This window comes from Variovorax paradoxus (assembly GCF_902712855.1).
Lineage (GTDB): Bacteria > Pseudomonadota > Gammaproteobacteria > Burkholderiales > Burkholderiaceae_C > Variovorax > Variovorax paradoxus_Q.
Window position 1 is genome coordinate 3,399,928 of the sequence record NZ_LR743507.1, and the last position, 25,311, is coordinate 3,425,238.

General features: G+C 70.3%; 22 protein-coding genes. 12 read left to right on the forward strand and 10 right to left on the reverse strand.

Annotation, left to right across the window (positions count from 1 at the left end):
• The first annotated feature begins 17 nt into the window (after nt 1-17).
• The 4 genes from galE to AACL56_RS15515 all read left to right on the forward strand — a co-directional run bounded on the left by galE (nt 18) and on the right by AACL56_RS15515 (nt 6,565).
• On the forward strand, nt 18-1,184 hold the full coding sequence (galE, locus tag AACL56_RS15500; protein ID WP_339090695.1) for a UDP-glucose 4-epimerase GalE: 1,167 nt from the start codon (nt 18-20) through the stop codon (nt 1,182-1,184).
• Nucleotides 1,177-1,953: a LuxR C-terminal-related transcriptional regulator gene (locus tag AACL56_RS15505; RefSeq protein WP_339090696.1), complete on the forward strand. Its 777-nt coding sequence runs from the start codon at nt 1,177-1,179 to the stop codon at nt 1,951-1,953. The genes galE and AACL56_RS15505 overlap by 8 nt, the downstream gene beginning before the upstream one ends.
• 64 nt (nt 1,954-2,017) lie before the next feature.
• On the forward strand, nt 2,018-3,523 hold the full coding sequence (locus AACL56_RS15510; protein WP_339090697.1) for a mannose-1-phosphate guanylyltransferase/mannose-6-phosphate isomerase: 1,506 nt from the start codon (nt 2,018-2,020) through the stop codon (nt 3,521-3,523).
• 207 nt (nt 3,524-3,730) lie between these two features.
• Nucleotides 3,731-6,565 (forward strand): ATP-binding protein, encoded by a 2,835-nt coding sequence (locus AACL56_RS15515; protein ID WP_339090698.1) that lies wholly within the window; start codon nt 3,731-3,733, stop codon nt 6,563-6,565.
• Nucleotides 6,566-6,606: 41 nt separating this feature from the next.
• Here the strand turns inward: AACL56_RS15515 and AACL56_RS15520 are convergent, their stop codons facing one another.
• From AACL56_RS15520 to AACL56_RS15530, 3 genes are all read right to left on the reverse strand, one after another.
• Nucleotides 6,607-7,602: an acyltransferase family protein gene (locus AACL56_RS15520; RefSeq protein WP_339090699.1), complete on the reverse strand. Its 996-nt coding sequence runs from the start codon at nt 7,600-7,602 to the stop codon at nt 6,607-6,609.
• Between the two features lie 146 nt (nt 7,603-7,748).
• Nucleotides 7,749-8,666 (reverse strand): MBL fold metallo-hydrolase, encoded by a 918-nt coding sequence (locus AACL56_RS15525; RefSeq protein ID WP_339090700.1) that lies wholly within the window; start codon nt 8,664-8,666, stop codon nt 7,749-7,751.
• Nucleotides 8,667-9,074: 408 nt separating this feature from the next.
• Complete coding sequence (locus AACL56_RS15530) at nt 9,075-10,217, reverse strand: DSD1 family PLP-dependent enzyme (protein WP_339090701.1); 1,143 nt, start codon at nt 10,215-10,217, stop codon at nt 9,075-9,077.
• 123 nt (nt 10,218-10,340) lie between these two features.
• Between AACL56_RS15530 and AACL56_RS15535 the strand changes: the two genes are divergently transcribed.
• The 6 genes from AACL56_RS15535 (at nt 10,341) to AACL56_RS15560 (ending at nt 15,725) form a co-directional block, all read left to right on the forward strand.
• Nucleotides 10,341-11,291 (forward strand): LysR family transcriptional regulator, encoded by a 951-nt coding sequence (locus AACL56_RS15535; RefSeq protein WP_339090702.1) that lies wholly within the window; start codon nt 10,341-10,343, stop codon nt 11,289-11,291.
• Between the two features lie 75 nt (nt 11,292-11,366).
• Nucleotides 11,367-12,383, forward strand: coding sequence for an ABC transporter substrate-binding protein (locus AACL56_RS15540; protein ID WP_339090703.1), 1,017 nt, complete (start codon nt 11,367-11,369; stop codon nt 12,381-12,383).
• Complete coding sequence (locus AACL56_RS15545; protein ID WP_339090704.1) at nt 12,380-13,477, forward strand: ABC transporter permease; 1,098 nt, start codon at nt 12,380-12,382, stop codon at nt 13,475-13,477. Before AACL56_RS15540 ends, AACL56_RS15545 begins: the two co-directional genes overlap by 4 nt.
• On the forward strand, nt 13,471-14,271 hold the full coding sequence (locus AACL56_RS15550; RefSeq protein ID WP_339090705.1) for an ABC transporter ATP-binding protein: 801 nt from the start codon (nt 13,471-13,473) through the stop codon (nt 14,269-14,271). The genes AACL56_RS15545 and AACL56_RS15550 overlap by 7 nt, the downstream gene beginning before the upstream one ends.
• A gap of 1 nt (nt 14,272) precedes the next feature.
• Complete coding sequence (locus AACL56_RS15555) at nt 14,273-15,454, forward strand: c-type cytochrome (protein WP_339090706.1); 1,182 nt, start codon at nt 14,273-14,275, stop codon at nt 15,452-15,454.
• A 64-nt stretch (nt 15,455-15,518) separates the two neighbouring features.
• Nucleotides 15,519-15,725: a dodecin gene (locus tag AACL56_RS15560; RefSeq protein WP_339090707.1), complete on the forward strand. Its 207-nt coding sequence runs from the start codon at nt 15,519-15,521 to the stop codon at nt 15,723-15,725.
• Here the strand turns inward: AACL56_RS15560 and AACL56_RS15565 are convergent.
• Nucleotides 15,712-16,662, reverse strand: coding sequence for a LysR family transcriptional regulator (locus AACL56_RS15565; RefSeq protein ID WP_339090708.1), 951 nt, complete (start codon nt 16,660-16,662; stop codon nt 15,712-15,714). The genes AACL56_RS15560 and AACL56_RS15565 overlap by 14 nt on opposite strands.
• 67 nt (nt 16,663-16,729) lie before the next feature.
• On the opposite strand from AACL56_RS15565, the gene AACL56_RS15570 reads away from it, so the two are divergent.
• Together AACL56_RS15570 and AACL56_RS15575 are read left to right on the forward strand one after the other, a co-directional pair.
• Nucleotides 16,730-17,206 carry an ester cyclase gene (locus AACL56_RS15570; protein ID WP_339090709.1) on the forward strand — a complete coding sequence of 159 codons (477 nt, stop codon included), beginning with the start codon at nt 16,730-16,732 and terminating at the stop codon, nt 17,204-17,206.
• On the forward strand, nt 17,203-17,838 hold the full coding sequence (locus AACL56_RS15575; RefSeq protein WP_339090710.1) for a flavodoxin family protein: 636 nt from the start codon (nt 17,203-17,205) through the stop codon (nt 17,836-17,838). The genes AACL56_RS15570 and AACL56_RS15575 overlap by 4 nt, the downstream gene beginning before the upstream one ends.
• A 39-nt stretch (nt 17,839-17,877) precedes the next feature.
• On the opposite strand, the gene AACL56_RS15580 is transcribed toward AACL56_RS15575, so the two are convergent.
• The 6 genes from AACL56_RS15580 to AACL56_RS15605 are packed head-to-tail and all read right to left on the reverse strand — an operon-like array spanning nt 17,878 to nt 25,311.
• Nucleotides 17,878-18,975: an extracellular solute-binding protein gene (locus AACL56_RS15580; protein WP_339090711.1), complete on the reverse strand. Its 1,098-nt coding sequence runs from the start codon at nt 18,973-18,975 to the stop codon at nt 17,878-17,880.
• Nucleotides 18,976-19,031: 56 nt separating this feature from the next.
• Nucleotides 19,032-20,801 carry an ABC transporter permease subunit gene (locus AACL56_RS15585; protein ID WP_339090712.1) on the reverse strand — a complete coding sequence of 590 codons (1,770 nt, stop codon included), beginning with the start codon at nt 20,799-20,801 and terminating at the stop codon, nt 19,032-19,034.
• Nucleotides 20,798-21,952 carry an ABC transporter ATP-binding protein gene (locus tag AACL56_RS15590; RefSeq protein WP_339090714.1) on the reverse strand — a complete coding sequence of 385 codons (1,155 nt, stop codon included), beginning with the start codon at nt 21,950-21,952 and terminating at the stop codon, nt 20,798-20,800. The genes AACL56_RS15585 and AACL56_RS15590 overlap by 4 nt, the downstream gene beginning before the upstream one ends.
• Nucleotides 21,949-23,646, reverse strand: a complete 1,698-nt coding sequence (locus tag AACL56_RS15595) for an amidohydrolase (RefSeq protein ID WP_339090715.1) — start codon at nt 23,644-23,646, stop codon at nt 21,949-21,951. The genes AACL56_RS15590 and AACL56_RS15595 overlap by 4 nt, the downstream gene beginning before the upstream one ends.
• Nucleotides 23,633-24,526: an ABC transporter permease gene (locus AACL56_RS15600; protein WP_339090716.1), complete on the reverse strand. Its 894-nt coding sequence runs from the start codon at nt 24,524-24,526 to the stop codon at nt 23,633-23,635. Before AACL56_RS15600 ends, AACL56_RS15595 begins: the two co-directional genes overlap by 14 nt.
• Complete coding sequence (locus tag AACL56_RS15605; protein WP_339090717.1) at nt 24,523-25,311, reverse strand: ABC transporter ATP-binding protein; 789 nt, start codon at nt 25,309-25,311, stop codon at nt 24,523-24,525. Before AACL56_RS15605 ends, AACL56_RS15600 begins: the two co-directional genes overlap by 4 nt.

Here is a 25,311-nt window from a genome sequence, read left to right on the forward strand (position 1 = left end):
AGTTCACGGAGCCGCACATGAAGCCGAACGCCAGAACGACCGCCCCGCCCCCACTCCGGCCCCGCGTGCTCGTGACGGGCGGCGCGGGATTCATCGGCAGCCACACCTGCGTGGCGCTCATCGAGGCGGGCTACCTGCCGGTCGTGCTCGACTCGCTCGTCAACAGCGATGCGCGCTCGCTGCACCGGGTGGCGTGCATCACGGGCGTGGAGCCGGTCCTGGTGCGCGGCGACGTGCGCGACGCGGCGGTGCTCGACCGCGTCTTCGCCGAGCACGCGATCGGCGCCGTCGTGCACCTGGCGGGCCTGAAGGCGGTCGGCGAATCGGTGGCCGACCCGGTGAGCTACTACGACGTCAACCTTGCCGGCACGCTGGCACTGGTCAAGGCGATGGCACGCGCCGGCGTGCGCACGCTGGTGTTCTCGTCGTCGGCCACGGTCTATGGCGACGCGCAGCTTTCCCCCATTCCAGAGACCGCGCCTTGCGCTGCCGTCAATCCGTACGGCCGCACCAAGTCGATGGTCGAGACCGTCCTGTGCGACCTGGCCCACGCCGACCCGCGCTGGGGCATCGCCTGCCTGCGCTACTTCAATCCGGTGGGCGCGCACGAGAGCGGCCTGCTCGGCGAGCGCCCGCACGGCCCGCCCAACAACCTGATGCCGTACATCTCGCAGGTGGCCGTGGGCGAACGCGCCTACCTCGTGGTGCACGGCACCGACTACGACACCGTCGACGGCACCGGCGTGCGCGACTACGTGCATGTGATGGACGTGGCCGAAGGCCACGTCGCCGCGCTGCGCCATGCCGCGCACAGCCCCGGCATCCTGATGAGCAACCTGGGCACCGGGCGCGGCGCGTCGGTACTGGAGGTGATCGCCGCCTTCGAGCGTGCGAGCGGCCGCCGCATCGCGGTGCGCACGGGTCCGCGCCGCCCCGGCGATGTGCCCGCCTATTGGGCCGATGCCCGGGGAGCATGCGACGTGCTCGGCTGGCGCGCGCGTCGCGACCTCGACCAGATGTGCGCCGACAGCTGGCGCTGGCAATCGACGAACCCGCACGGCTTCGACGACCCGGTGCCGCCGCACCTCGACCCCGCATGGTCGCCCGAGGCGGGGGTGCTTCCGGTCTTCGCCGCGGACAAGCCGCGTTTTCATACCTCCAACCTGGGACACACCAATGGCTGACAACGCTACCCGTTCCTTCGGCGAGCAGGCCGACAGCCGCTCCGGCTATCCGCCGGGCATCCTGCCGCCGACCGCGCCCCTGTGGCCGGGCTTCCTGACCGGGCAGGAAGACGCACCCGTTCGCGTGCTGCTGGTGGACGACGACGAGTTCATGCGCCGCGTGATCGCGCAGGAGCTGCTGTCGGACCTGCGCATCCAGCTCGAAGGCCAGGCCGGCAGCCTGCGCGACGGGCGACGGCTGATCGCCACGCAGCCCTTCGACGTGCTCATGGTCGACCTGCGCCTGGGCGACGGCAACGGCTTCGACCTGATCCGCGAGGCGCGCAAGCTGCATCCCGCCGGCGAGATCGTGGTCATCACCGCGCTGGAGGACGAGGCCCACGTGCTGCAGGCCTTCGAGCTCGGCGCCACCGGCTACCTGCTGAAGGACGCCTGGCTGCAGAGCTTCGCGCAGGCGGTGCTGCAGGTGGTCAACGGCGGTGCGGCCATCACGCCGCGTCTTGCGCGGCGGCTGCTGGCGCGCCTGAGCCACCGCCCCGCCGGCGCACCGCCCTCGGCGGAGCCGCCGCAGCGCGAGGCCACGCTGACGGCGCGCGAATGCGAAATCCTGCGCTGCGTGGCGCGCGGCCATGTCACCGAGGAGATCGGCGTGAAGCTGGGCATCTCGGGGCAGACCGTCAATGCCCACATCAAGAACATCTACAAGAAATTGCACGTGCACTCGCGCGCGCAGGCCGTGAGCTACGCGGCGTATTCGGGCCTCATCTGAGCCGCCCCGCGACCCGACCGCAAGACAGCGCCCAGCGCTCCCTCCGAACACCCATCAGACCATCATGAACACCACTCCCATCCATCCCGTGGTTCTCTGCGGCGGCAGCGGCACCCGCCTGTGGCCGCTTTCGCGCAAGGCGCTTCCCAAGCAGTTTGCGCCGCTGATCGGTGGCAAGAGCCTGCTGCATCTCACGCTCGAGCGGCTGTCGGTGCTGAACCGCGACATCACCTGCATCGCGTCGGAAGAGCACCGCTTCCTGGTGAAGGAAACGGCGGACGCCGCTCGCACCGGCGGTCGCCAGGTGCTCGAGCCGGTCGCGCGCAACACCGCCGCGGCCATGGCCTGCGCAGCCCTGCTGGCCGCGCCCGACGACCTGCTGTTGTTCGCGCCGTCGGACCACCACATTCCCGATGCGGCGCTGTTCGAACGCACGGTGCGCGCCGGCGTGGCCGCCGCACAGGCCGGCAAGATTGTCACCTTCGGCGTGGTGCCGAGCTTTCCGAGCACGGCTTACGGCTACATCGAGGCCGGAGAGGCGTCGGACGACGGCCACAGCCAGGCCGTGGTGCGCTTCGTCGAGAAGCCCAATGCCGAGGTGGCCCGCACGCTGCTTCTGCATGGCGGCTACAGCTGGAACGCCGGCATCTTCCTGGTGCGCGCGCGCACGCTCATCGCGGCACTGCGCGGACATGCGCCGGACATTCTGCTGGCCTGCGAGCGCGCCACCGCCGCGGCCTCGACCGACGGCAGCTTCCTGCGGCTGGACCGCAAGGCCTTCGAGGCCTGCCGCAGCGACAGCGTCGACTACGCCGTGCTCGAGAAGCACAAGGACATCGCGGTGGTGAAGTTCGAGGGCATATGGAGCGACGTCGGCAGCTGGAACGCCGTGGCCACCCTGCATCCCGCGGACGACGCCGGCAACCGCCTGAGCGGCAAGGCGAGCGCGCTCAACGCACGCAACACCTTCATCCATGCGCCGCACCGGCAGGTGGTGGCGCTGGGCACCGAGGGCCTGATCATCGTGGACACGCCCGACGCCGTGCTGGTGGCCGGCGCCGGCTACGCAGAGCAGGTGGCCGACGTGGTGCGCAAGCTCTCGCTGCAGGGCTGCGCCGAGGCCACCGAACACCGGCGCGTGGTGCGGCCCTGGGGCGCCTACGACAGCGTGGACAACGGCGAGCGCTTCCAGGTCAAGCGCCTTACCGTCAAGCCCGGCGCCAAGCTATCGCTGCAGATGCACCACCATCGCGCCGAGCACTGGATCGTGGTCAAGGGCATCGCCAAGGCGACCTGCGACGGTGTGGACACTCTCGTGCGCGAGAACGAGTCCATCTATCTCCCCTCGGGCGCCATCCACCGTCTGGAGAATCCGGGCAAGACCGACCTCGAGGTGATCGAGGTGCAGACCGGCAGCTACCTGGGCGAGGACGACATCGTCCGCTTCGACGACACCTACGGCCGGTGCGCGCCGGTGGCGCCCGCCTCGGCCGACGGCGTGGCGCCGCCGGTGGCGACCTCCGCGGGATCGGGCTCGACCGCGGTGCTGCATGCGCGCGTAAAGCACTAGCGAAACCCACGAGGCGCCGCGGTCCGCGCCAGGCCCGTTGACAGCGCGCCCCCGGGGGGAAATGGCCGCCCGCCGTGGCCAGCGGCAGCCGTTGCCCGGATACTCGGGGGTTTCCCTTTGCCCCCTCATGCACCCACTCGCCTTCGTCCTGCATCCGCCGCGCAGCTTCGCGCGCGCGGGCTGACGGCAGCCCGAGCCGCACAGACCATGCAGGAACACGAGCCTCCCGCGCCCGCCGAAGTGCACTGGTACTTCGGCTCCTTCAAGCTGTGGGAAACGCAGCGCAGGCTCGAACGCGCCGGTCAGGTCGTGAAGCTGGGAGGGCGTTCCTTCGACCTGCTGCTGCAGCTGGTCAAGCGCGCCGGCGAATGCCTCGGCAAGGACGAACTCCTCGCATCCGTATGGGCCGGGGTCCTGGTCGAGGAAGCCAGCGTGCGGGTGCACATGTCGCTGCTGCGCAAGGCGCTGGGCGAGCCGGCGCCCGAGGAAGGCTGCAAGGAATGGATCTCCAACATCCCGCTGCGGGGCTACCGCTTCAACGCGCGCGTGCGGCATGAGGCGGTCGACGCATCGATGCCGGCGACGCCGGCTGCCGACGCCCGGGTCCCGCAGTTCATCAGGCCGCCCGCGCGCCTGACACAGCTGGTCGGGCGCGACGCCGAGGTCGACCGCGTCCTCTCGCTGCTCGAGGACCATCGGCTGGTGACCATCGCCGGCCCCGGTGGTATCGGCAAGACCAGCGTGGCGATCCGCGCGGCGGAGTGCCTTCATCGCGCACAGGGCGTGCAGGTCGCGTTCGTCGACCTCGCGCCGCTGATCTCGCAGGACCACGTGGTCGGCACGCTCGCGCGCGCCGTGGGCGTGGCCGCCGACATGCCCGACACGCTGCATGCGATCACCCGATGCCTGCTCGGGCAGGACGTGCTGCTGCTCGTCGACAACTGCGAGCACATGCTGGACGTGCTGCCCCAGCCGATCGCCAGCCTGCTGACGGCACTGCCGCGGCTGCGCGTGCTCGCGACCAGCCGCGAGGTGCTTCGGGTGACGGGCGAATTCGTCCTGCGGCTGCCTGCGCTCGCGTTCCCCGACGCGGAGCAACTCACGCTCGAAGAAGCGATGGACTGGCCCGCCGTGAAGCTGCTGGTGGCGCGCGCCCGCGACGCCGGCGCAGGCATGTTCACGGAATCTCACGGCCCGCTGCTGGCCAGGATCGCGCAGCAGGTCGACGGCATTCCGCTGGCCATCGAGCTGGTCGCGGCGCGTCTGGGCGTGCAGTCGGTGAACGACCTCGCGCTGCTGCTCAACGACCACATGCGCCTGTATGCGATCGGCAAGCGCTCGCTGCACCTGCGCCATCGCACGCTGGCCGCGGCGCTGGACTGGAGCGTCGCGCTGCTGGACGAGGACGAGCTGCGCATGTTCCGGCGGCTGTCGGTGTTCCGCGGGCGCTTCGACGTCGATTCCGCGCTCGGCGTCAGCTCGGACATGGACGGCGAACTCGCGTTCAACGCGCTGATCTCGCTGGCCAACAAGTCGCTCGTGTTCTTCGACAGCACCGACCCGGTGGCGCCGTACCGCATGCTCGACACCACGAGAAGCTACGCCGCCTTGTTGCTTGAGCAGGCTGGCGAGCGCGCATCCGCCCTTCGGCACCACGTGCGGCTGATGCTCGATCTCATGAAGACGGCAACCGGCGAGCTGCCCACGCTGACCGAGCAGGCCTGGGCCGCCCGCTATGCCTATCGGCTGAACGACGTCCGCTTCGCGCTGCAGGCCTGCCTGACGGAGCTGGCAGATGCCAGCGCCGCGGCGGCGCTCATCGCCGCATCGGCTTCCCTGTGGTACCAGGTGTCGGAGGTGGAGGAATACCGCGACGGCATCGTCGCCGCGATCGCGCTGGTCGAGCAGCAGCAGGCGCCCGACCTGGAAGCGGTGGCGCAGCTGCACACGGTGCTGGTCGGCGCGCTCCTGCACACGGGCGGCAACGTCGAGGAACTCGGCGTCGCCTGCGACCGCGCGCTCGCCGGCGCACTGGCGGTCGGCGTGCCGGCACTCGAGCTGCAGGCACGATGGGGGCGCTGCACGCACGACATGTTCCGCGGCGAATACCTGGCCGCCCTGCACCATTCGCAGACGCTGCAGGACGTCGTCGCGTCGTGGTCGAACCCCGCCGCGGAGATCCTTGCGCACCGCGTGAGCGCGATGGCGAACCACTTCTGCGGCCGCTTCGAAGCCTCGCGACAGCACAGCGAAGCAGCCATCGCAGTCTCTCGGGCCGCGGGCCGCACGCATGCCAACATCGGCTCGGACTCCACCGTTGCCGCCAAGGCGCTGCTCTGCCGCACGCTCTGGATCCAGGGCGAGACCACGGCCGCCCTTCGCATGGCCACCGACGCCGTGACGCGCGCCGAGGAGCTCGGCAATGCCGTCTCGCTCTGCTCCGCGTTGTACGGCGCCTGCCCGGTCGCTCTGTGGTCGGGCGAATTCGAACTCGCCGGGCGGTGGACCCAGCTCATGCTGAACGAGGCGCAGCGCAGGGGGCTGATCGGCTGGCATCGCTATGCCGAGTGGTTCGTTCAGGGCCTTCAGGCGCATACGGAGCGCGAACCTGCGCAGCACGTTCTCGCTGTCGCCGCGCAGCTTCCCGGATACGACGCGCCGCGCAAGGAAATGCTCGTGACCTTCTGTCCCGAGTGGCTCGACGATGCGCTGTTCATGCGCATCGAGCGCGGCGAAGGACTGTGGTGCGAACCCGAGGTCTGGCGTGCGGCCGGCCTGCGCCACGAGCGTCACGGGAATGCGACCGAGGCCTCCAAGGCCTACCAGCGCGCCATCGACGTCGCGAGGCAGCGCGGGGCCGTCGCATGGGAACTGCGCGCGGCACTCAGCCAGGCCAGGCTCTGGGCGGGCTCGGGCCGCGAGCAGCACGCCGCGAAGGCCGCCGAATTGCTCGGCGACAGCATCGGCCATGCACCGGCGGACGTCGCGAACACGGCTCTGACCGAAGCGCGAAGCCTGCACGAACGCCTGATGCGGCGTTGAGCCGCGTGCGGACCATCGGGGGCCGCACGGATCCGGCCAGCTCAGGCAGCCTTCGCGGGCCGCAGCCACGACCTTTCGCGCCACCGCCTGATCGGCACGTCCACCAGATGCAGGCAGATCGCCGCCATGGTGAACGAGAACAGGATCGTCGAGCCCAGCGTGATCCAAGTCGGCTGCGAATCGCGCACCAGCAGCGCGAAGGGAAAGTGCCAGAGATAGATGCCGTACGACAGCCTGCCGATGTAGGCGACCGGCCGCCATGAGAGAAAGACGCTCCTGTGGTTTGCCGCCGCATGGCACACGAGCACGAAGGCCGCGAGTTCCGCCAGGGTCATGCGCAGCGTGACGGCGTCGATCTGGTTGCTGGTCGGCAGCGAAGGCAACGCGAGGCCGACGGCCAGCGCGATGCACGCCACCAGGATCGCGAGCCTGCCCGGCGTGAACCGCGTCAATGCGGCAATCGCTCCCAGCAGGATGCCGCTCATGCGCGTGTCGAAGCGGAAATAGGCCTGCGCCCAGTCCCACCTGAAGGCCACGAAGTAGCGCCAGGCCGTCGCCACGATGAACGCGGCCAGCAGCCACGCAGCCGGCCGCCGGGTGCGCAGCACCAGCGGAAGCAGCAGCGGCCACAGCAGATAGAACTTCTCCTCCACGCCGAGCGACCAGGTATGGCCGATGGTGTACGACAGCTTGCCGAAGGCCAGCCCGTAGTCGTACATGTAGAAGGCGGCGAGCCCGACGGAGAGCCACCGGTCGTCGGCCGGCCAGAACACCGGCGCCAGCACCGCGTAGGCCGCGATCAGCAGCAGCAGGCTCGGGTAGAGCCTCAATGCCCGCCGCGCATAGAAGCGGCCGGTTGCGATGCCGCCTGCACGATGCTCCGCCGCGAGCAGCGCGGTGATGAGGTAGCCGGACAGCACGAAGAACATGTCCAGGCCGATGAATCCTCCCCCTGCCCCGGGCACCTGGCAATGGAAGAAGAGGACGGCAAGGATGGACAGCGCCCGGATTCCATCGAGCGCCGGGTTGTTTTTCATGGGCAGGCGAGGCGGAGAGTGAGGCTGCGTCGCCCCGTAACGAAAGGGGCGACATCTTAGGGCCTGCCGCACGCCGGCACATCCCGGTCCGCACCCTTGGCGGTACAGCCGGTCCCCTTCGCGGTGCCGTGCGCGCGGCCGGGCCGTCAGAAGTCCCAGATCACCGGAACCCAGCGAAAGACATCGCCATCGGCCGCCACGTGGCCGACGGACGGGAACGGCAGATGGGCGGCCACGAGGAGCCCGCCGTTCTCCGCGAGTTCGCGGAAGAGGTCCATGCGAACCCGGGCCGCCTCTTCGGGGTCGTGTTCGAAGCCGTTGTGCCAGTCGGGATGGTCGAAGCCGACGGGGAAGATGGCGTCGCCGGCGAAGGTGAGGCGCTCGCCGCGCGACACCAGGTCGACCACGCTGTGGCCCGGCGTGTGGCCGCCCGTCAGGCGCACGTGCACGCCGGGCGCGACCTCGCATTTGTCCTCGAAGATGCGCAGCTTGTCGCGGTACACCTCGTAGAAGCTCCTGGCCGTCGAGCGGAGCACCTCCGGCACCGGATTCGGCATCACCGTCTGGGTGAAGTCGGGCGCCGTCCAGAACGCGACTTCGGCGGCCGACACGTGGATGCGCACGTCCGGACGCAGGCGTTGCTTCACCCCTTCGACGAGCAACCCGCCCACGTGGTCCATGTGCATGTGCGTGATGATCACGTCGGTCACCGACTCGATCTCGATGCCCGCCGACGCGAGCCGCTGCGGGAACTGGCCGGCGCGCGGAAAGCCCGAGAACTGGCCGCCCAGCCCGGCGTCGATCAGGATGGTCTGCTCGCCGCTGCGGGCGACCATCACGTTCAGCGGCCAGTCGAAGGCATCCGGCGGCATGAACATGTGGTCCAGCCAGTTCGCCAGGTCGACGGGATCGGCATTGGTGGCCAATGTCTTCGTGGGCAGCGGCAGCACCCCGTCGCTGACCACCAGCGCGTCGATATCGCCGACCTCCACCGCATAGCGGGACGGAACGATCTCGCTGGGCTGGCAGCCGGGCGGAAGGTTGTTGTTGTTGACGGAAAACATCGTGGAATCTCCAGAAAAACGGCCCGATTGCCCGGGCGAAGCCAGCCATGCGGCTGGCAGCGGAGGCCGTTCAACACGCGCGGTTGTCGGGCCCGGATCGCGGCGGAAAGCCGCATGCCGTTCATCGTAGGGACGGGGTCCGTGAAGCGGTAGGCACGCGAACGGGATCACCGTGGTGCCCTATACGCACCAAACGTGCGTCCGGTCACCGGCGCACGAAAGGCTTGCCGGCACGCGAGGCGGCATCGGGGACCTGCCCAGGCGCGCGGCCGAGGTCTATAGTCCCGTCAGCCACGGGGCGTGCTTCTTCTCCAAGGTTCGGCTCGCCACATGGTCAGACGGCCGGGGTGCTCGCGCATCCCGGCCGTCGCCGTTTGATGCCCGCGCACGCACGGCGCGGGGCCTGCGTCACCAGCCGTGAAAGCGGTCCCAGGTTTCCAGCCGGCCTTGTTCCGACACCGCGTGGTACTGCGGAAACTGCGCGCCGGTGGCGCAGGCATGGTTGGGCAGGATCCGCAGCCGCGTGCCGATGGGAAAGCGCGCAACGATGTCCGTCTCCGCCGCACCCTCGCGTGACAGGATGCCGTGCTCCTGGTTCGCTCCACCGAGCACGTAGCCCTCGAGCACGGTGCCGTCTGCGGTGCAGGCCTGGCCGTAGCCGAAGTCGCGCTTCTGCTTCTGCGTGCCGCGGTCGCGGCTCATCGCCATCCAGCCCGCGTCGACGATCGCCCAGCCCTTCTCGGCCTGGTGGCCGATGACCGTGGTGAGCACGCTCAGCGCGATCTCGTCCTCGCTGCAAACGCCGACGTTGCGCATCACCAGGTCGAAGAACACGTACACGCCGGCGCGCACCTCGGTCACGCCGTCGAGCGCCTGGGCCATCAGCGCCGTGGGCGTGGAGCCGACGCTGACCACGTCGCACGGCAGGCCTGCGTCGCGCAGGCGCTGCGCCGCGCGCACGCAGCCGGCGCGCTCCTGCTCGGCCATGGCGCGCAAGGCGTCGGGCGTGTCGAGTTCGTAGCTGGAGCCCGCGTGCGTCATCACGCCGCGCAGGCGCATGCCGCCTTCATGCAGCACGCGCGCCACGTCGAGCAGCGCGTCCTCTTCCGGGCGAATGCCGGAGCGGTGGCCGTCAGTGTCGATCTCGATCAGCACCTCGAAGGCTTCGCCGTGGAGCTTGCCGAACCCGGCGATCGCGCGCGCCGCCTCGACCCCGTCGGTGACGATGCCCAGCGCGCAGCCGCGCCGGCGCAGTTCCATCGCATGCTGCAGCCGGTGCGGCGCCATGCCGACCGCATAGAGGATGTCGGTGAAGCCCTGCGCGAAGAACTGCTCGGCCTCCTTCAGCGTGGACACCGTGATGCCCTGCGCGCCGGCGTCGCGTTGCGCACGGGCCACCTCGATGCACTTGCTCGTCTTCACGTGCGGGCGGAAGCGTACGCCGAGCGCGTCCATGCGCTGCTGCATGCGTGCGATGTTGCGTTGCATGCGCGCTCGTTCCACGAGCGCGGCGGGGGTGTCGAGGGTGGCAAGGGTGTCGGCGTCGTTCATGTCGTGGTCTCTTCCAGGAGGGGTTTCGCCCTTGGTATCGGGAGCGTGCATGGCAGCGGACTGTACGTCTCATGACCCTGCCTGTGCTTCAATGCAGGCACATCAATCGTTAAGCAGAGATTAATGATCCAGATCGAGGACATGCGGCTCGCGGCCGCCCTGCTGCGCGAGCCTTCGCTGAGCGCCGCGGCGCGTGCGCTCGACGTGACGCCGCCAGCGCTCTCGATGCGGCTGCGCAAGCTCGAGACCGCGCTCGGGCTTTCGCTGGCCACGCGCACCGCGCGCCGGCTCAGCCTCACGCCCGAGGGTGAACGTTTCGCGCGCGAGGCGGCCGCGCTGCTCGGACAGATCGAAGGGCTGCGCGAGTCGATGCAGCGCGACGACCGGCGGCTGACCGGCACGCTGCGCATCGCGGCGCCCTTCGGCTACGGCCGGCAGTACATCGCGCCGATGCTGGCGCGCTTCGCGCGGCTGCATCCGGGCCTGCACATGCAGCTCGACCTGCGCGAAACGCCCTGGCCCGACAGGCACGACGCCGACGCGGTGATCCACATCGGCACGGTGCGCGACTCGTCCTGGGTCGCGCGCACGCTCAGCGCCAACGAGCGCTGGCTGTGCGCCAGCCCTGACTACCTGCGGCTGCGCGGCACCCCCCGCGTGCCGCGCGACGTGATGGCGCACGACTGCATCTGCATCCGGGAGAACGACGAAGACGTGACGCTGTGGCACCTTCGCCCGGCGAGGGCAAAGGCCAGCGCCGGCCCCGGCGCGCGCGCGGCCGCACGCGAGACCCTGCGCATCTCGCCCGCCTACGTGACCAACGATGGCGCCGTCGCGCGGCAATGGGCCGAGAACGGCATGGGCCTGGTGCTGCGCTCCGAATGGGACGCGGCCGAGGCGGTGGCACGCGGAACGCTGGTGCGCGTCTTGCCCGGCTGGCTGTTCGACAGCGCACCTGTCACGCTGCTGGTGCCCAGCCGCAAGGGCCGCACCGCACGCGTGCAGGCCATCGTCGAGTTCCTCGTCGAGAGCTTCGGACCGTTCACGGAAAAGCAGCCGCGCGCATATCCATAGCCGCATTCATTCGTTGGCCGCGCACGCACCGCGCGCCAACACTCGGTGCTTCCAATACTCCGGTGGAGAAGCCCGATGAACGTTCCGCTCGATCATTTGCCGCCGTCGCGCCGCAGCGTGCTGCAGGCCGGCGCCGCTGCCGCGGTGGTCGGCTCTGCCGCGCTCCTTGGCGCGTCGGCATGGTCGCAACCCCGCAAGCTCACCTTCGCCTGGAGCCAGGCGGGCTTCTGCCTGGCGCCCGTGCCGGTGGCGCTGGAACGCGGCTTCTTCGAGAAGAACGGCCTCGACGTCGAACTGCTCAACTGGGCAGGCTCGTCCGACCAGATGCTCGAGGCGCTGGCGACCGCCAAGGCCGACGTGGGCGTGGGGCTCATCCATCGCTGGGTGAAGCCGCTGGAAGCGGGCTTCGACGTGAAGGTGGTCGGCAGCGTGCATGGCGGCTGCCTCCGGCTGATCGGCGCGAAGGCGTCGGGCGTCACGTCCGACGTGGCCAGCCTGAAGGGCAAGACCATCGGCGTGTCCGACCAGAACAGCCCGGCCAGGCAGTTCTATGCGATCCACCTCGCGAAGAAGGGCATCGACATCGACAAGGATGTCGACTGGCGCGTGTACCCCGCCGACCTGCTCGACGTGGCGGTGAAGAAAGGCGAGATCCAGGTGATTGCCGACGGCGACCCGAACGTGTTCCTGATCGAGAAGCGCAACCCCGGCGTGTTCACCGAACTCGCGAACAGCGCCAAGGGCGAATACGCCGAGCGGCTGTGCTGCATCGTCGGTGCGCGCGGCGAGCTGGCGCGCAACGACAAGCCGCGCGCCGCTGCGGTCGTGCGCGCGCTGGCACAGGCGTCGGACTACGTGTCGGAAAACCCGAACGAGGCCGCGAAGATCTATTCGAAATACGCACCCAAGGTGCCGCTCGAGGACCTCCAGCGCTTGCTGGGCGAACTCACCTACAAGCACCACCCCGCCGGCAGGGCGCTGCGCAACGAGGTCGAGGTCTTCGCCTCCGACTTCCGCAATGCGGGCATCCTGAAGAAGAGCACAGACGTGGCCCGGTTCGCCAACCACGTGTCGCTGGACGTGCTGGCATGACGACCGCCGGACAGGTACTAGACGCCCTGGGAGCGCGTCATGCCGAAGCACCCCTGCCCGCACCCGCGCCCAGGCCGCGCGCGCCGGCGCCGCAGACTGCCGCCCCGGTCGCGCCCGCGCTGCACGCTGCCGTTCCCTCGGGCGTCTGGCCCGCGGGCCTGCTCGCATCCGCCGCCTGGCTCGGGCTGGGCCTGCTCACGCTGCTGTGGCCCAACAAGTCGGCCGGCTTCAGCGACTGGGCCTTCACTGAAGAGTTCGGCATCGCCACGCTGGCGGTTGCCGCACTGTTGTTCGCGCTCGGGCTGCTCGGCACCCGCGCCGGCAGGCTGTCGCATGCGCTGCGGCCCGCAGGACAGTGGCTGGTGGCGCTCGCCGTGGTGTTCGCGGTGTGGGAGGCCGCCACCGCCAAGCTCGGCGTGCTGCCCTCGCCCTTCTTCGCGCCGCCGCAGAGCCTGATCGACGTGGTGCACGAAGACTGGCAGCGGCTGGGCCTCTCGACCGCGTATTCGCTGCGCCTGCTGGCCAACGGTTTCGTGCTCGGCGCGCTCGCGGGCTTCCTCACGGGCGTATCGATCGGCTGGTCGCGCATCGCGGGGTACTGGGTGCATCCGCTGCTGCGCTTCCTGGGGCCGGTGCCCGCGTCTGCGCTGCTGCCGCTGGCCTTCTTCTTCGCGCCGTCGAGCTATGTGGCGGCGGTGTTTCTCGTCGGGCTGGCCACCTTCTTCCCGGTGGCGGTGCTGACCTGGTCGGGCGTGGCTTCGGTGCACAAGAGCTACTACGACGTGGCGCGCACGCTCGGCGCGTCGGAGCGCTTCCTGGTGCTGCGCGTGGCCATTCCCGCCGCCCTGCCGCAGGTGTTCGTCGGCCTGTTCATGGGCCTGGGCGCGTCGTTCTCGGTGCTGATCACCGCGGAGATGATGGGCGTGAAGGCCGGCCTGGGCTGGTACCTGCAGTGGGCACAGGGCTGGGCTGCTTACGCCAACATGTATGCGGCGCTGTTCGTCATGGCTGCGCTGTGCTCGGGACTCATCACGCTGCTGTTCAAGGTCCGCGACCGCGTGCTGTCGTGGCAGAAGGGAACCGTCAAATGGTGAACGCCGCTCTCTCTTCCGGCTCGCCGCCGAAGGCCACCGCGGGCGCGCAGATCGACATCCGCGGCGTGAGCCACTGGTTCGAGGTGTCCGGCGGCGTGCTGCAGGTGCTCGACGGCGTCGACCTGCAGGTGCGCCCCGGCGAGTTCGTGGCGCTGCTGGGGCCGAGCGGCTGCGGCAAGTCGACGCTGCTGCGCCTCGTGGCCGGCCTCGAGCCCGCCACCACCGGCACGATCGTGCAGAACGGCGAACCCATCACGAGGCCCGACCCGTCGCGCATCGTCGTGTTCCAGGACCCGACGCTCTATCCGTGGCGCAGCGTGTGGGACAACGTGGCGCTCGGCCTGCAGGCGCGCGGCGTGCTCCGGGAGCAGCGTGCGCGCGTCGACGAAGCGCTCAGGATCGTGGGCCTCACCGAGTTCGCCAAGGCCTTTCCGCACCATCTCTCGGGCGGCATGGCGCAGCGCGTGGCGCTGGCGCGCGCGTTGGTGAACGACCCGCAACTGCTGGTGCTCGACGAGCCGCTGGGCAAGCTCGACTCGCTCACGCGCATCGCCATGCAGAGCGAGCTGGTCAACCTCTGGCAGCGCGCGGGCTTCTCGGCGCTGCTGGTGACGCACGACGTGGAGGAGGCGCTGTTCCTCGCCAATCGCGTGATAGTGCTGAGCGACCGGCCGGCGCGCATCGCGGCGGAGATCGCGGTCGACCTGCCCTACCCGCGCCACCGCGGCGACGCACGGCTGGCCGCGCTGCGGCACGAAGCGCTCAAGCACCTCGGGCTCGACGCCACCTGGTGACATGGGCGGCGTTCCCGAGGCCGACTGGCTCAACCTGCTGATCGGCCTGCTGCAGGGGGCGCAACTGCAACTGCTGCGCGTGCTCGATGCGCTGGGGCTGGTGGTGCAGGTGCATGGCCAGCCGGCGTGGCCGTGGGACCACCGGCTGTCGGGCGAGAACCTGCTGATCGACCTGGGCCAGGCGAGGCGCCTCGGGCTGACGGTGGTGGTGCTTGCCGTGGCATTCGTGGTGCTGCTGCTGGCCCTGCTGTGGCGCCGCCGCCGGCTGTGGCTGGTGGCGCTGACCATGCTGCTGGTGGTGCTGGCGCCCTGGCCCGAGGCCAACGTGGTGCTGGCGCCGGCCTACCCGACCAGCTTCCAGCAATCGCCCACGGGCTTCACCGCCGCCAGCATCGACCGGGGCCGCGTGCTGTATGCCGCCCAGTGCGTGGCCTGCCACGGCACCGACGGCAAGGGCCAGGGCCCGCTGGCCGCCGCGCAGCCCGTGTGGCCGCCCAACCTTGCCGGTCCGCTGCTGTGGCGGCGCGCCGATGGCGACGTGCTGTGGCACGTGCTGAACGGCGTGCGCGACCGGCGCGGCGCCGTCACCATGCCCGGCTTCGGTCCCGCGCTGCGCGACGAAGACGCCTGGGCGCTCATCGATTTCATGAAGGCCCAGGGCGCCGGAGAAAGCCTGCGCGCGGCCGGCCTGTGGACGCAGCCCATCGCGCCGCCCGACGTGGCCGTGCAATGCAAGGGCAAGCCGCGGCGCATGCTGAGCAGCTGGCGCGGTCAGCGCCTGCGCATCGTGGCGGCCGGTGGCGGGCAACCCCTGCTCGAAGACCCGCGCATGGTCACGGTGTTTCTGAAGCCGAACGCGCAGGCTGGCGATGCCCACGCCGGCAATGCTCAAACCGGTGATTGCGTGGCCGACGCGCCCGCCGCATGGTCGGCCTTCTCGCTCATCGCCGCGACCGACCAGCTCGCGGGCACGCAGCTCATCGTCGACCGCGATGGCTGGCTGCGCGCGCGCGGCGAGCCCGGCAAGAACGAATGGAGCGACGACGACCTGCTGTGCCGTACCGACGCGCCCGCGCGCGTGGATTCAAAACCCCTGCCCCTGCAGCCCGACGGACTCGGTGCCCTCATCGCCCGCATGGACGCCGAGCCGGTGCGCTTCGTCAAGGGCGGCTTCGTCCATTAGCGCAACAGGACTACGATGTTTTTGCCTGCCGCCTTTTTTTCACCCCCCTGAAGGAGACGCTCCCATGTCCAACCACGTCTACAAGACCCTCGAACTCACCGGCTCGTCGCCCACCGGCATCGAAGACGCCGTGCAGACCGCCATCGCCAAGGCGCACGAAACGGTGCGCAACATCCAGTGGTTCACCGTGACGGAAACGCGCGGCCATGTGGTCGAGGGCAAGGTGGCGCACTGGCAGGTGTCGCTGAAGATCGGGTTCACGCTGGAGTGAGTGGAACGGGTGGGGCAAGGTGCCCCAGGCCCAACCCCGGCAAGCCGGCCACGCTGTCGCGCAGCCAGCGCTGCGCCGGGTGTGCGTCGTTGCGCCGGTGCCAGGCCATCACGAAGGGCACCGGGGCCAGCGCCAGCGGCGGCGGCTGCACGCACAGCTCGCCCCCGTAGCCCGATGCCAGCACCGCGCCGTGCATCAGCGTCGCGACCATGTCGGAGTGCGCGACCAGCATGGGCGCCGCGTACATGTGCGGCAACGTGAGCCCGAGCCGTCGCTGAAGCCCCTGCTGCGCAAGCTGCGCATCGACCAGCCCGAAGCGCTCGTTCTCGGGCGACACCAGCAGGTGCGTGAGCTCGACGAAGGCATCGAGCGTCAGCGGCACCTTGGCGGCCGGATGGCCCTTGCGCATCACGCACACGAAGCGTTCCTCGAACAGCGGCTGCGTCAGGATGCGCCCCGACGGCGACGTGGGCGGCACGCCGACCGCCAGGTCGACCTCCCCCGCATCGAGCAGCGCCACCGCGTCGTCGCGCGCGGTGAAGCTGCGCACGCGCAGGTCCACCTGCGGCGCGGCCTCGGCCAGGAAGGCGATGAGCCGCGGCAGCAGCACGAACGCCGGATGCTCCGACAGCGCGATGGTGAAGGTGGCCGGCGACGAACCCGGATCGAAGGCTTGGGTGAACTGCAGGATGCGCTGGATCTCGGCCAGCGCCTGGCTCAGCGGCTCGCCGATGTCGAGCGCGCGCGGCGTGGGCTGCAGCCCGTTGGGGCCGCGTACGAACAGCTCGTCTTTCAGCAGCAGGCGCAGCCTGGCCAGCGCGGCGCTCACCGCCGGTTGCGAACGGTAGATGCGGGCGCCCGCGCGGGTCACGCTGCGCTCGGCGAGCAACGCGTCGAAGGCGACGAGCAGGTTGAGGTCGATGCCATGTAAATCCATGGGACGAATGCTCTCACATACCGTCAATCGATTTTACTTATGGCCGCCGAATTCTTACGCTGGCGGCATGAACTCACACACCACTGAAACCAACGCCGTGCCGGCGCTCGTCGCCGGCCTTTCCGCCGTAGAACGGCACGCCGTCGAAACCCTGTACCGCGCCTTCAGCGAAGGCGACACCGACCTGCTCGACGAGGTGCTCGCCGAAGATTGGGACGACGTGCCGCTCGCGCCCGGCCAGGGGCCCGGCCGCGAAGGCATCAAGCCGATGGTGGTGGCCTTCCGGGCCGCCTTTTCGGACCTGCGCATCACCGTGCACGAATTGATCGGCGTGCCGGGCCGTGCGGCGGTGCGCGCCACCATCACGGGCGTGCACACCGGCGAATGGTTCGGGGTGGCGCCCAGCGGCAAGCCGTTCGAAATCGCCATCCACGAATTCCACCGCATCGCCGACGGACGCCTCACGCACACCTGGCACCTGGAAGACTGGTTCGGCTGGTTCAACCAGGTGGGCGCCAGCCCGGCCCGCGGAGCCGCAGCATGAGCCGCACCACTGCCGCATCCACCGTGTCGACGCTCTCTGTCGTCTTCTTTTCGGGCACCGGCACCACCGACCTGCTGGCACAGGCCATCGGCGAAGGCGCGGCCTCGGTAACCGACGTGCAGGTGAAGCTGCTGCGCATCACCGGCGAGCAGATCGACAAGGGCCGCTGGCAGGATGACGCGGTGCTCGAGGCATTGAGCGCATCCGACGCCATCGTGTTCGGCTCGCCCACCTTCATGGGCGGCGCGGCCGCACCGTTCAAAGCCTTTGCCGATGCCACGGCGGGCATCTGGTACGGCCGCGGCTGGGTCGGCAAGTTCGCGGGCGGGTTCACCATCAGCGGCAGCCCGAGCGGCGACAAACTGCACACGCTCGCCTACTTCAACCTGCTGGCGGCGCAGCACGGCATGACGTGGCTCAACTGGAACGAGCTGCCGCACCAGACCGACGGCACCAACCGCCTGGCCTCCTTCATGGGCCTGATGGCGCAAAACGGCGGTCCACCGGGCAGCCCGCCGGCGCTGGACCCGGCCGATGCGCTGTCGGCCGGCAAGTACGGGCGCTACCTGGCGCAGCAGGTGCGCCGGTACGCGGCAGTCAGTCAGCCGGAAGCCGTGGCGGCGCCCGCCTGATCTGCCTGCCTGCCCGAGCGGAACGCGCTGAGCGCGAGCTCAGCGGGCCAGCAGCTGGTTGAGCTTCTGCTGCGCATACTCCTCGTTCGTGGTGCCGTCCGGTGCCTTGGCGCCCCAGAAGTCGGCGTTCCACTTGATGGCCTTCTTCTCGACTTCGGGCGCGTTGGTCCAGTAGTCGCGCAGCTTCGGGTCGGCCGCCTCGTAGACGCGCGGCGACGGCAGCGCCACGCTGGTGGCCTCGGCCACGCGGGCGGCGCGCGCCGCATCGAGGCGGTACGACAGCAGCTTGAGCGCGGCGTCGTGGTGCGGTGCGTCCTTCGGGATGGAGAAGAAGTCGTAGTAGGTGAAGGCCTGGTCCCAGGTCAGCTCGAGCGGCGCGTTGGCGTCTTCCTTCTTCAGCCGCGCAACCGGGCCGGTGTACGACAGGCAGGCAGAAGCCTCGCCGTCGAGCAGCAGCTGCGGCGCCTGCGAGTTGGTCAGCCACCACTTGACCACGTGCGGCTTGATCTCCGCGATCTTGCGCAGCGCGCGGTCGAAGTCGATCGGATAGAGCTTGTCGGCCGGCACGCCGTCGGCCAGCAGCGCCGACTCGAACACGAAGCGCGACCACTGCGGCAGGCAGCGCTTGCCCGGAAAGTCCTTCACGTTCCAGAAGTCGGCCCAGGTCTTCGGGTATTTCTTCGACGGGAACGCCTCCTTGTTGTAGACCAGTGCCACGCCGATCACCTGCAGCGCCACGCCCTTGGGGCGCACCGCCTCCTTGGGCAGCGAGGCGACGGTCTTCTGCGCCTCGGGCGAGAGCTTCCGGTAGTCGATCTCGGCCAGGTAGGGGTCGAGCTGGCGTACCTCCTGGTCGAAGATGAAGCTCAGGTCCCACTCGGTGCGCTTCGCCTCCACCTGCGCCTTGACGCGCGGGCCGCCGCGCGCCTCCTGCACGGTGAGCACCTTGATGCCGGTTTCCTTGGTGAAGGGGTCGTACACGAGCCGGCGCAGGTTCTCGCCATAGGTGCCGCCCGGGTCCTGCGTGACGACCTCCTTCGACTGGCTCCAGGCCGCGCCCGCGCCGCAGGCGCTGCCGAGCGCGATCGCCAGCGCAACCAGCGTCTGCAGCGGGCGGGAGGAAGTGTGTTGCTTCATTCGGATGCTTTCTTTCTTCGATGACAAGGGAAACAGGAAACGTGACCGCCAACGGGTCAGTGCGGCTGGCGCGCGGCCCACGCCGAGCGCGCGAGGAACAGGCCGGCCACGATCAGCCCGACCTCGAAGGTGGCGACTACGGCGGGCACGGGGTCGAGCTTGTAGTTGACGTTGCCCCACAGCCGCAGCGGCAGCGTGGTCATGCGGGCACCGCTCAGGAACATCGACAGCACGAGGTCGTCGAAGGAATGCAGGAAGGCGAAGAACGACGCCGCCAGCACGCCCGGCCGGATGGCCGGCAGCGTGACGAACCGGAACACGCGCAGCGGCGATGCGCCGTGCACCGCGGCGGCCTGCTCCTGCCGCGTGTCCACCGCCTGCAGGCTGGCCGCGACGATCACCAGCACCAGCGGAATGCCGCCGACCGCATGCGCCGCCGCCAGCCCGAAGATGCTGCCCGCGAGATCGGCACGCAGGAACAGGCTGTAGAGCGACAAGCCCAGCACCACGCCGGGCACGATCAGCGGGCTCACGAGGAAGGTCATCCATGCCGACTTGCCGCGCAGCGAAGACCGCACGAGGCCGAAGGCGGCGGCCGTGCCGAGCACCACCGAGAGGGCCGCGGCCAGCAGCCCGACCGCCACCGAGGTGCCGAGCGAAGCCATCCAGGCCGGGTCGGCCAGGAACTTCTCGTACCAGCGCAGCGAATACGCCGGCGGTGGAAAGCGCATGTAGGCCGAATCGCTGAACGAGATGAGCGCCGCGATGGCGATGGGCAGCAGCAAGGCCAGGAACGCAACCGCGGCGAGCGCACCCGACACCAGCGCACCCAGCCATGCCGGCACCGCGCCGAGCGCGCGCAGCAGCGGCCAGCCGACAAAGTCCGCAGCCCGGCCGAGCACCGCGCGGCGCCACGGGGCGAGCCGGCCCGGCGCCGCGTCGCGCAGCGGCCTGCCTGCCCGCTGCCCGCCCCAGATGAACTCCAGCCCCAGGAAGCGCGCCGCCACCGCCACCACCAGCAATGTCACCGCCAGCAGCACGGCGGCCAGCGACTGCAGGAAACCGCCGCTGGCCAGGAAGTCCGCCTGCTGCGTGATGTGCATCGCGAACATCTGGTCGGCCGGACCGCCCAGCAGCGACGGCGTGATGAAGAAGCCCAGCGCCGAGATGAACACCAGCAGCAGGCCTGCCAGCAGGCCCGGCAGCGTCTTCGGGAACAGCACGCGCCAGAAGACGGCCAGCGGCCCTGCCCCGCTGGCCGTGGCGGCGCGCTGCACCAGCGGATCGATGCGCGCCAGGCTGCCGCCCACGGTGAGCACCATCAGCGGCAGCAGCACCGCGCCGATGGAAATGAGCACCGAGGCGCGGTTGAAGATGAGCGGCAGCGGCGCATCGACGACGCCGAGCGACAGCAGCAGCTTGTTGATGGGGCCGTTGCGCCCGAGCAGCACCATCCACGAATAGGTGCGGATCAGCACCGAGATGAAGTACGGCAGCACCACCGCCGCCGTCAGCACCAATTTCCATGTGCCGCGCGCGCGATGGATGAGCAGCGCGGTCGGATAGCCGAACAGCGCGCACAGCGCAGCCACCGCCGCCGCGATGCCGAAGGTGCGCACCAGCGACTCCCGGTACAGCGGCACTTCGAACACCCGCGCGTAATACGACAGCCCGGCATCGCCCGCCACGCTCAGGTGCAGCAGGTCGGCCAGCGGCACCACGTAGAAGAAGGCGAAGAACGCCAGCACCGGCGCCAGCAGCCACGCCGGATCGCGCAGGTCGATGCGTGCCCGGCGCGGCGCTTCAACGGTGGCTGCTGCCCTCACGCCAGCACCCAGGCGTCGCCCGCCTGCCAGGCGAGGTGCACGGTCTCGCCGATGGCCGGCAGCCGCCCGTCGCGCGGGTCGAGGCAGCGCATCTGCACCCTGGCGCCACCGGGCAGCACGGCATCGACGCGCAGGATTTCGCCGAGAAACACGGTCGACTCGACGGTCGCCGCGAGCGCGCCCGCGGTGCCGGGCGCCACGCGTGCGATGCGCTCCGGACGCACCAGCACCTTGACCTGCCGGCCCGCGGCCAGCGAGGCACCGACATGGCGGGCCTCGAAGCTGTGCGTGCCGTCGGCCTGCAGGACGACCGTGTCGCCGTGCGAGCGCAGCACGCGCGCGTCGAGCAGGTTCGACTCGCCCACGAAACGCGCCACGAACTCGTTGCCGGGCTGGCGGTAGAGCGCGCCCGGCGAGCCCACCTGCACGATGCGCCCCTTGTCGAGCACCGCGATGCGGTCGCTCAGTGCCAGCGCTTCGCCCTGGTCGTGCGTGACGAAGACGATGGTGGTGCCCAGCGTGCGGTGCAGCTCGCGGATCTCGATCTGGATGGCCTCGCGCAGCCGGCGGTCGAGCGCGCTCAGCGGTTCGTCCATCAGCACCACGGGCGGCCGGCGCACGATGGCGCGCGCGATGGCCACGCGCTGCTGCTGGCCGCCGCTCAGTTGCGCGGGCAGCCGCTGCGCGAACTCGCCCAGGTGCAGCAGCTCCAGCGTCTCGCCGATGCGGCGCGCACTCTCGGCGCGGCCCAGCCCGGCCATGCGCAGCGGAAAGCCGACGTTCTGCTCGACCGTCATGTGCGGGAACAGCGCGTAGTGCTGGAACACCATGCCGAAGCCGCGCTTGTGCGGCGGCACGCGGCGCACCGAACGGCCGTCGACCAGGATGTCGCCCTCGTCCACCGCCGCGAAGCCCGCGATGGCGCCCAGCAGCGTGGTCTTGCCGCTGCCGCTCGGGCCCAGCAGGGTCACGAACTCGCCCGGCTCGATCTGCAGGTCGACGTTGTCCACCGCGGTGAAGCGGCCGAAGCGGCGGCTCAGGCCGCGGATGTCGATGCGGCTGCCGATGGACGAGGACGATGCCGCGCGCACGGACGCCGGAGCGCGCAGTGCGAGCCCGGCCAGGGGAATGTCGGTGCCGATGGAACTCATGAAGAAGGTAGGGAAATGCGGTCTGTCGGGGGTTGGCCGTGCACCACGCGCCCGCCGACCAGCGTCAGCTCGGCGCGGATGTGCGCGAGTTCGTCGACCGGCACGCCGAGCGGGTCGGCGTTCAGCACCGCAATGTCGGCCCAGTGGCCCGGCGCCAGCGTGCCCTTGCGGTCTTCCTCGAAGCTCAGGAACGCGCCGTTGCGGGTGACGGTCTGCAACGCCTGCAGCCGGTCGAGCGACTGCGCAGGGCCGATGACGCGGCCGGTGGTGCGCTCCTGCCGAGCCACGGAGGCCCACACGGCCGTGAACAGGCTCACGGGAATATTGTCGCTGCCGGCGGCCAGCGGCAGGCCGGCCTCGAGCAGGTCCCGCTGCGGCAGGAAGCTGCCGTGCCGCGCTTCGTCGGCCAGCCGTGCGGCACCGTTCTTCCACAGCATGTAGAACGGGATGCTCGTGACCATCAGGCCCAGCCGCTTCACGCGCGCGATGTCCTGCGCGGTGACGTGGCCCACGTGCTCCACCACCCAGCGCCGTCCTGCCAGCGGAAAGCGCGCGTCGATGGCCTCGAACACGTCGAGCACTTCGGCCAGCCGGTCGACCACCACGCTGTGCACGCGCAGGTCGTGCTCGGCGGCGAGCCAGGCGTAGTCGCTGAAGTCCTCGATGCGGTTGGCCCACTCGACGAAGCCCATCCAGCCGGTGTTGGGCAGCGCCCGGCGCACCGCGCTGGCCGCGGCCTTGTCGCCGCCCAGGCCGATGTAGACGCCGCTGACCGAGAGCATCGTGTCGCCGGTGCCGCGCCCGCGCGCATGGGAAAGCCAGTCGCGCATGGCCAGCCGCGCTTCGGTCACGTTCGACCAGGTCGGGCTCACGCACAGGCGCGTGCGCATGGTGAGGCCGCCCTCTTCCCACAGACGGCGGTACACGGCGATGGTCTCTGGCGACGAGCCATGGCCTTCGTAGATGCTGGTGGTGCCGCAGGCGTGGTACAGCGGCAGCGAGCGGCGCAGGCCCTCGAGCCGGTCGTCGAAGCCGAAGGCCGGCACCTGTGTGAGCACCGAGAACTCCACCAGCGGGCGCTTGTTGGTCTCGACGATCACGCCGTTGGGTTGCCCGTCCGGACCCAGCTCGATCTGCAGGCCGCTGCAGTCCGGGCAGGTGGTGTCGTCGATGCGGTGCAGCGCCAGCGCGCGGCTGTTGAGCGCGCTGTGCCCCGGCGGCACGCCCCAGTTGCCGAACAGGCCCGGGATGTACACGAGGTGGTCGGGCGCGACCGCGTCGAGCTCGTGGCGGTCGGGCATGCGGCCCTCGGCGAGGTTCGACGGCCCGCCGAAATAGAACGGCGGCTGGCCCACGGGCATGGTGACGATCCACGCGCCACGCGGCAGGCGCGCCGCCTCGGCCGCGACGACGGCGAGCACGTCGGCGATGTTCCTTGCATGCGCCAGGCTGGGGCGCAGCGTCTTCAGGCCTTCGCGCTCCATGTGCGCGTGCGCGTCGATGAGGCCCGGCACCAGCGTGCGGCCCGCCAGGTCGACCACCTGCGTGCCGGGTCCGCGCGTGCGCGCCACCCCGGCATTGCTGCCGGTGGCCAGCACACGGCCCTGCGCGAGCGCCACGGCCTGCGCGGGCGGCGCGCCCGGCACCATGGTCAGCACCTGGCCGTTCTCGAAGATCAGCTCAGCGTCTTGCATCGGCGCCATACCATGGGAAGAAGCGGTGCAGCAGCCATGCGAACAGCTGGTCGGCCAGGAAGCCGATGGCGCCGAGGTACAGCAGGCCGACGAACATGATGTCGACGCGGAACACCAGGTGCGCGAACGAGATCAGGAAGCCCAGGCCCTGCTCCGCACCCACCAGTTCGGCGGCCACCAGCACCACGAAGGACACCGCCGTGGCCTGCCTCAGGCCCGCGAACACGAAGGGCAGCGCGGCGGGCAGCGCCACCTGCACCATGGTCGCGAACGGGCTCGCACCCAGCGCCGCGGCCGAGCGCAGGTAGACCACCGGAATGTCGCGCACGCCGATGAAGGTGTTGACCCAGACCGGAAAGAACGCCCCCCAGGCGATCAGCATCACCTTCGACAGGTCGCCGAGCCCGAACCACACGATGGCCAGCGGCACGATGGCGATGGCCGGAATGGCGCGCAGGCCGTGCAGCACCGGGTCGGTGATCTGCCGCAGCGTGGCGTTGCGACCGGTCAGCACGCCCGCCGCCACGCCGAAGGTCGCTCCCAGCAGGAAACCCCAGAGCGCGCGCAGCAGGCTCGCGCCCACGTGCGGCCAGATCTCGCCGGTGCGGAATGTCATGTCCACCAGCACGCCGGCCACCTGGGACGGCGGCGGGAACATCTTGGGGTTGACGCCGGGCACCACGCGCGGCGCGATCTCCCAGGCCAGCAGGAAGGCGATGACGCCGGCCACGCCCAGCAGCAGCTGGCGCTGCCGGCCGCGCCGGCGCTGCGCCTGCTGCTCGCGGCGAAAGTCCTGCTCGATGGCCTGGCGGCGGTCGAGGGCAGCGTCCGGCCGCGGTGCGGCGTCGAGCCGGCGAAGGTCGTCCAGGGCGGCGCTCATGCGGAAGCCTCGTCGGTCTGCGCGAATGCCGCACCGATGCGCGCATACAGCTCGCCGAACGCCGGGTCGGCGCGGTCGCGCGGGTACGGCAGGTCGATGTCGACGATCTCGCGGATGCGGCCCGGATGCGCGCTCATCACCACCACGCGCTGTGCGAGGAACACGGCCTCCTCGATGTTGTGGGTGATGAAGAACACCGACAGCTTCAGCTCCTGCCAGATGCGCAGCAGCTCGCGCTGCAGGCTGGTGCGGGTCAGTGCGTCGATGGCGGCGAAGGGCTCGTCCATCAGCAGCACCTTCGGCTGCGTGGCCAGCGCGCGGGCCACCGCAATGCGCTGGCGCATGCCGCCCGAGAGCTCGACCGGATAGCGCGTGGCCGCATGCGACAGCCCCGTGAGCGCAAGCAGCTCGTCGGCGCGCCGGCGGCGTGCCTTCGCGTCGAGTCCCTGCATCTTCAGCCCGAACTCGATGTTGCTGCGCGCCGTGAGCCACGGGAACAGCGCGTACTCCTGGAACACCACGCCCCGGTCGGCGCCCGGCCCGCTCACGCGCCGGCCACCGGCCGTCACCGTGCCGGTGGTGGGCTGGATGAAGCCCGCGATGGTGTTCAGCAGCGTGGTCTTGCCGCAGCCGCTGGGGCCGATGGCGCAGACGAACTCGCCATCGCCGATGTCGAGGTCGACGCCGGTCATGGCCCAGTTGAGCTCGCCGCCCGAGGACGCATAGAGCTTCGAGGCATCGCGCACCCGCACGGCGGGCGGCGCGGCAGTCGCTGGCGCGTTCAT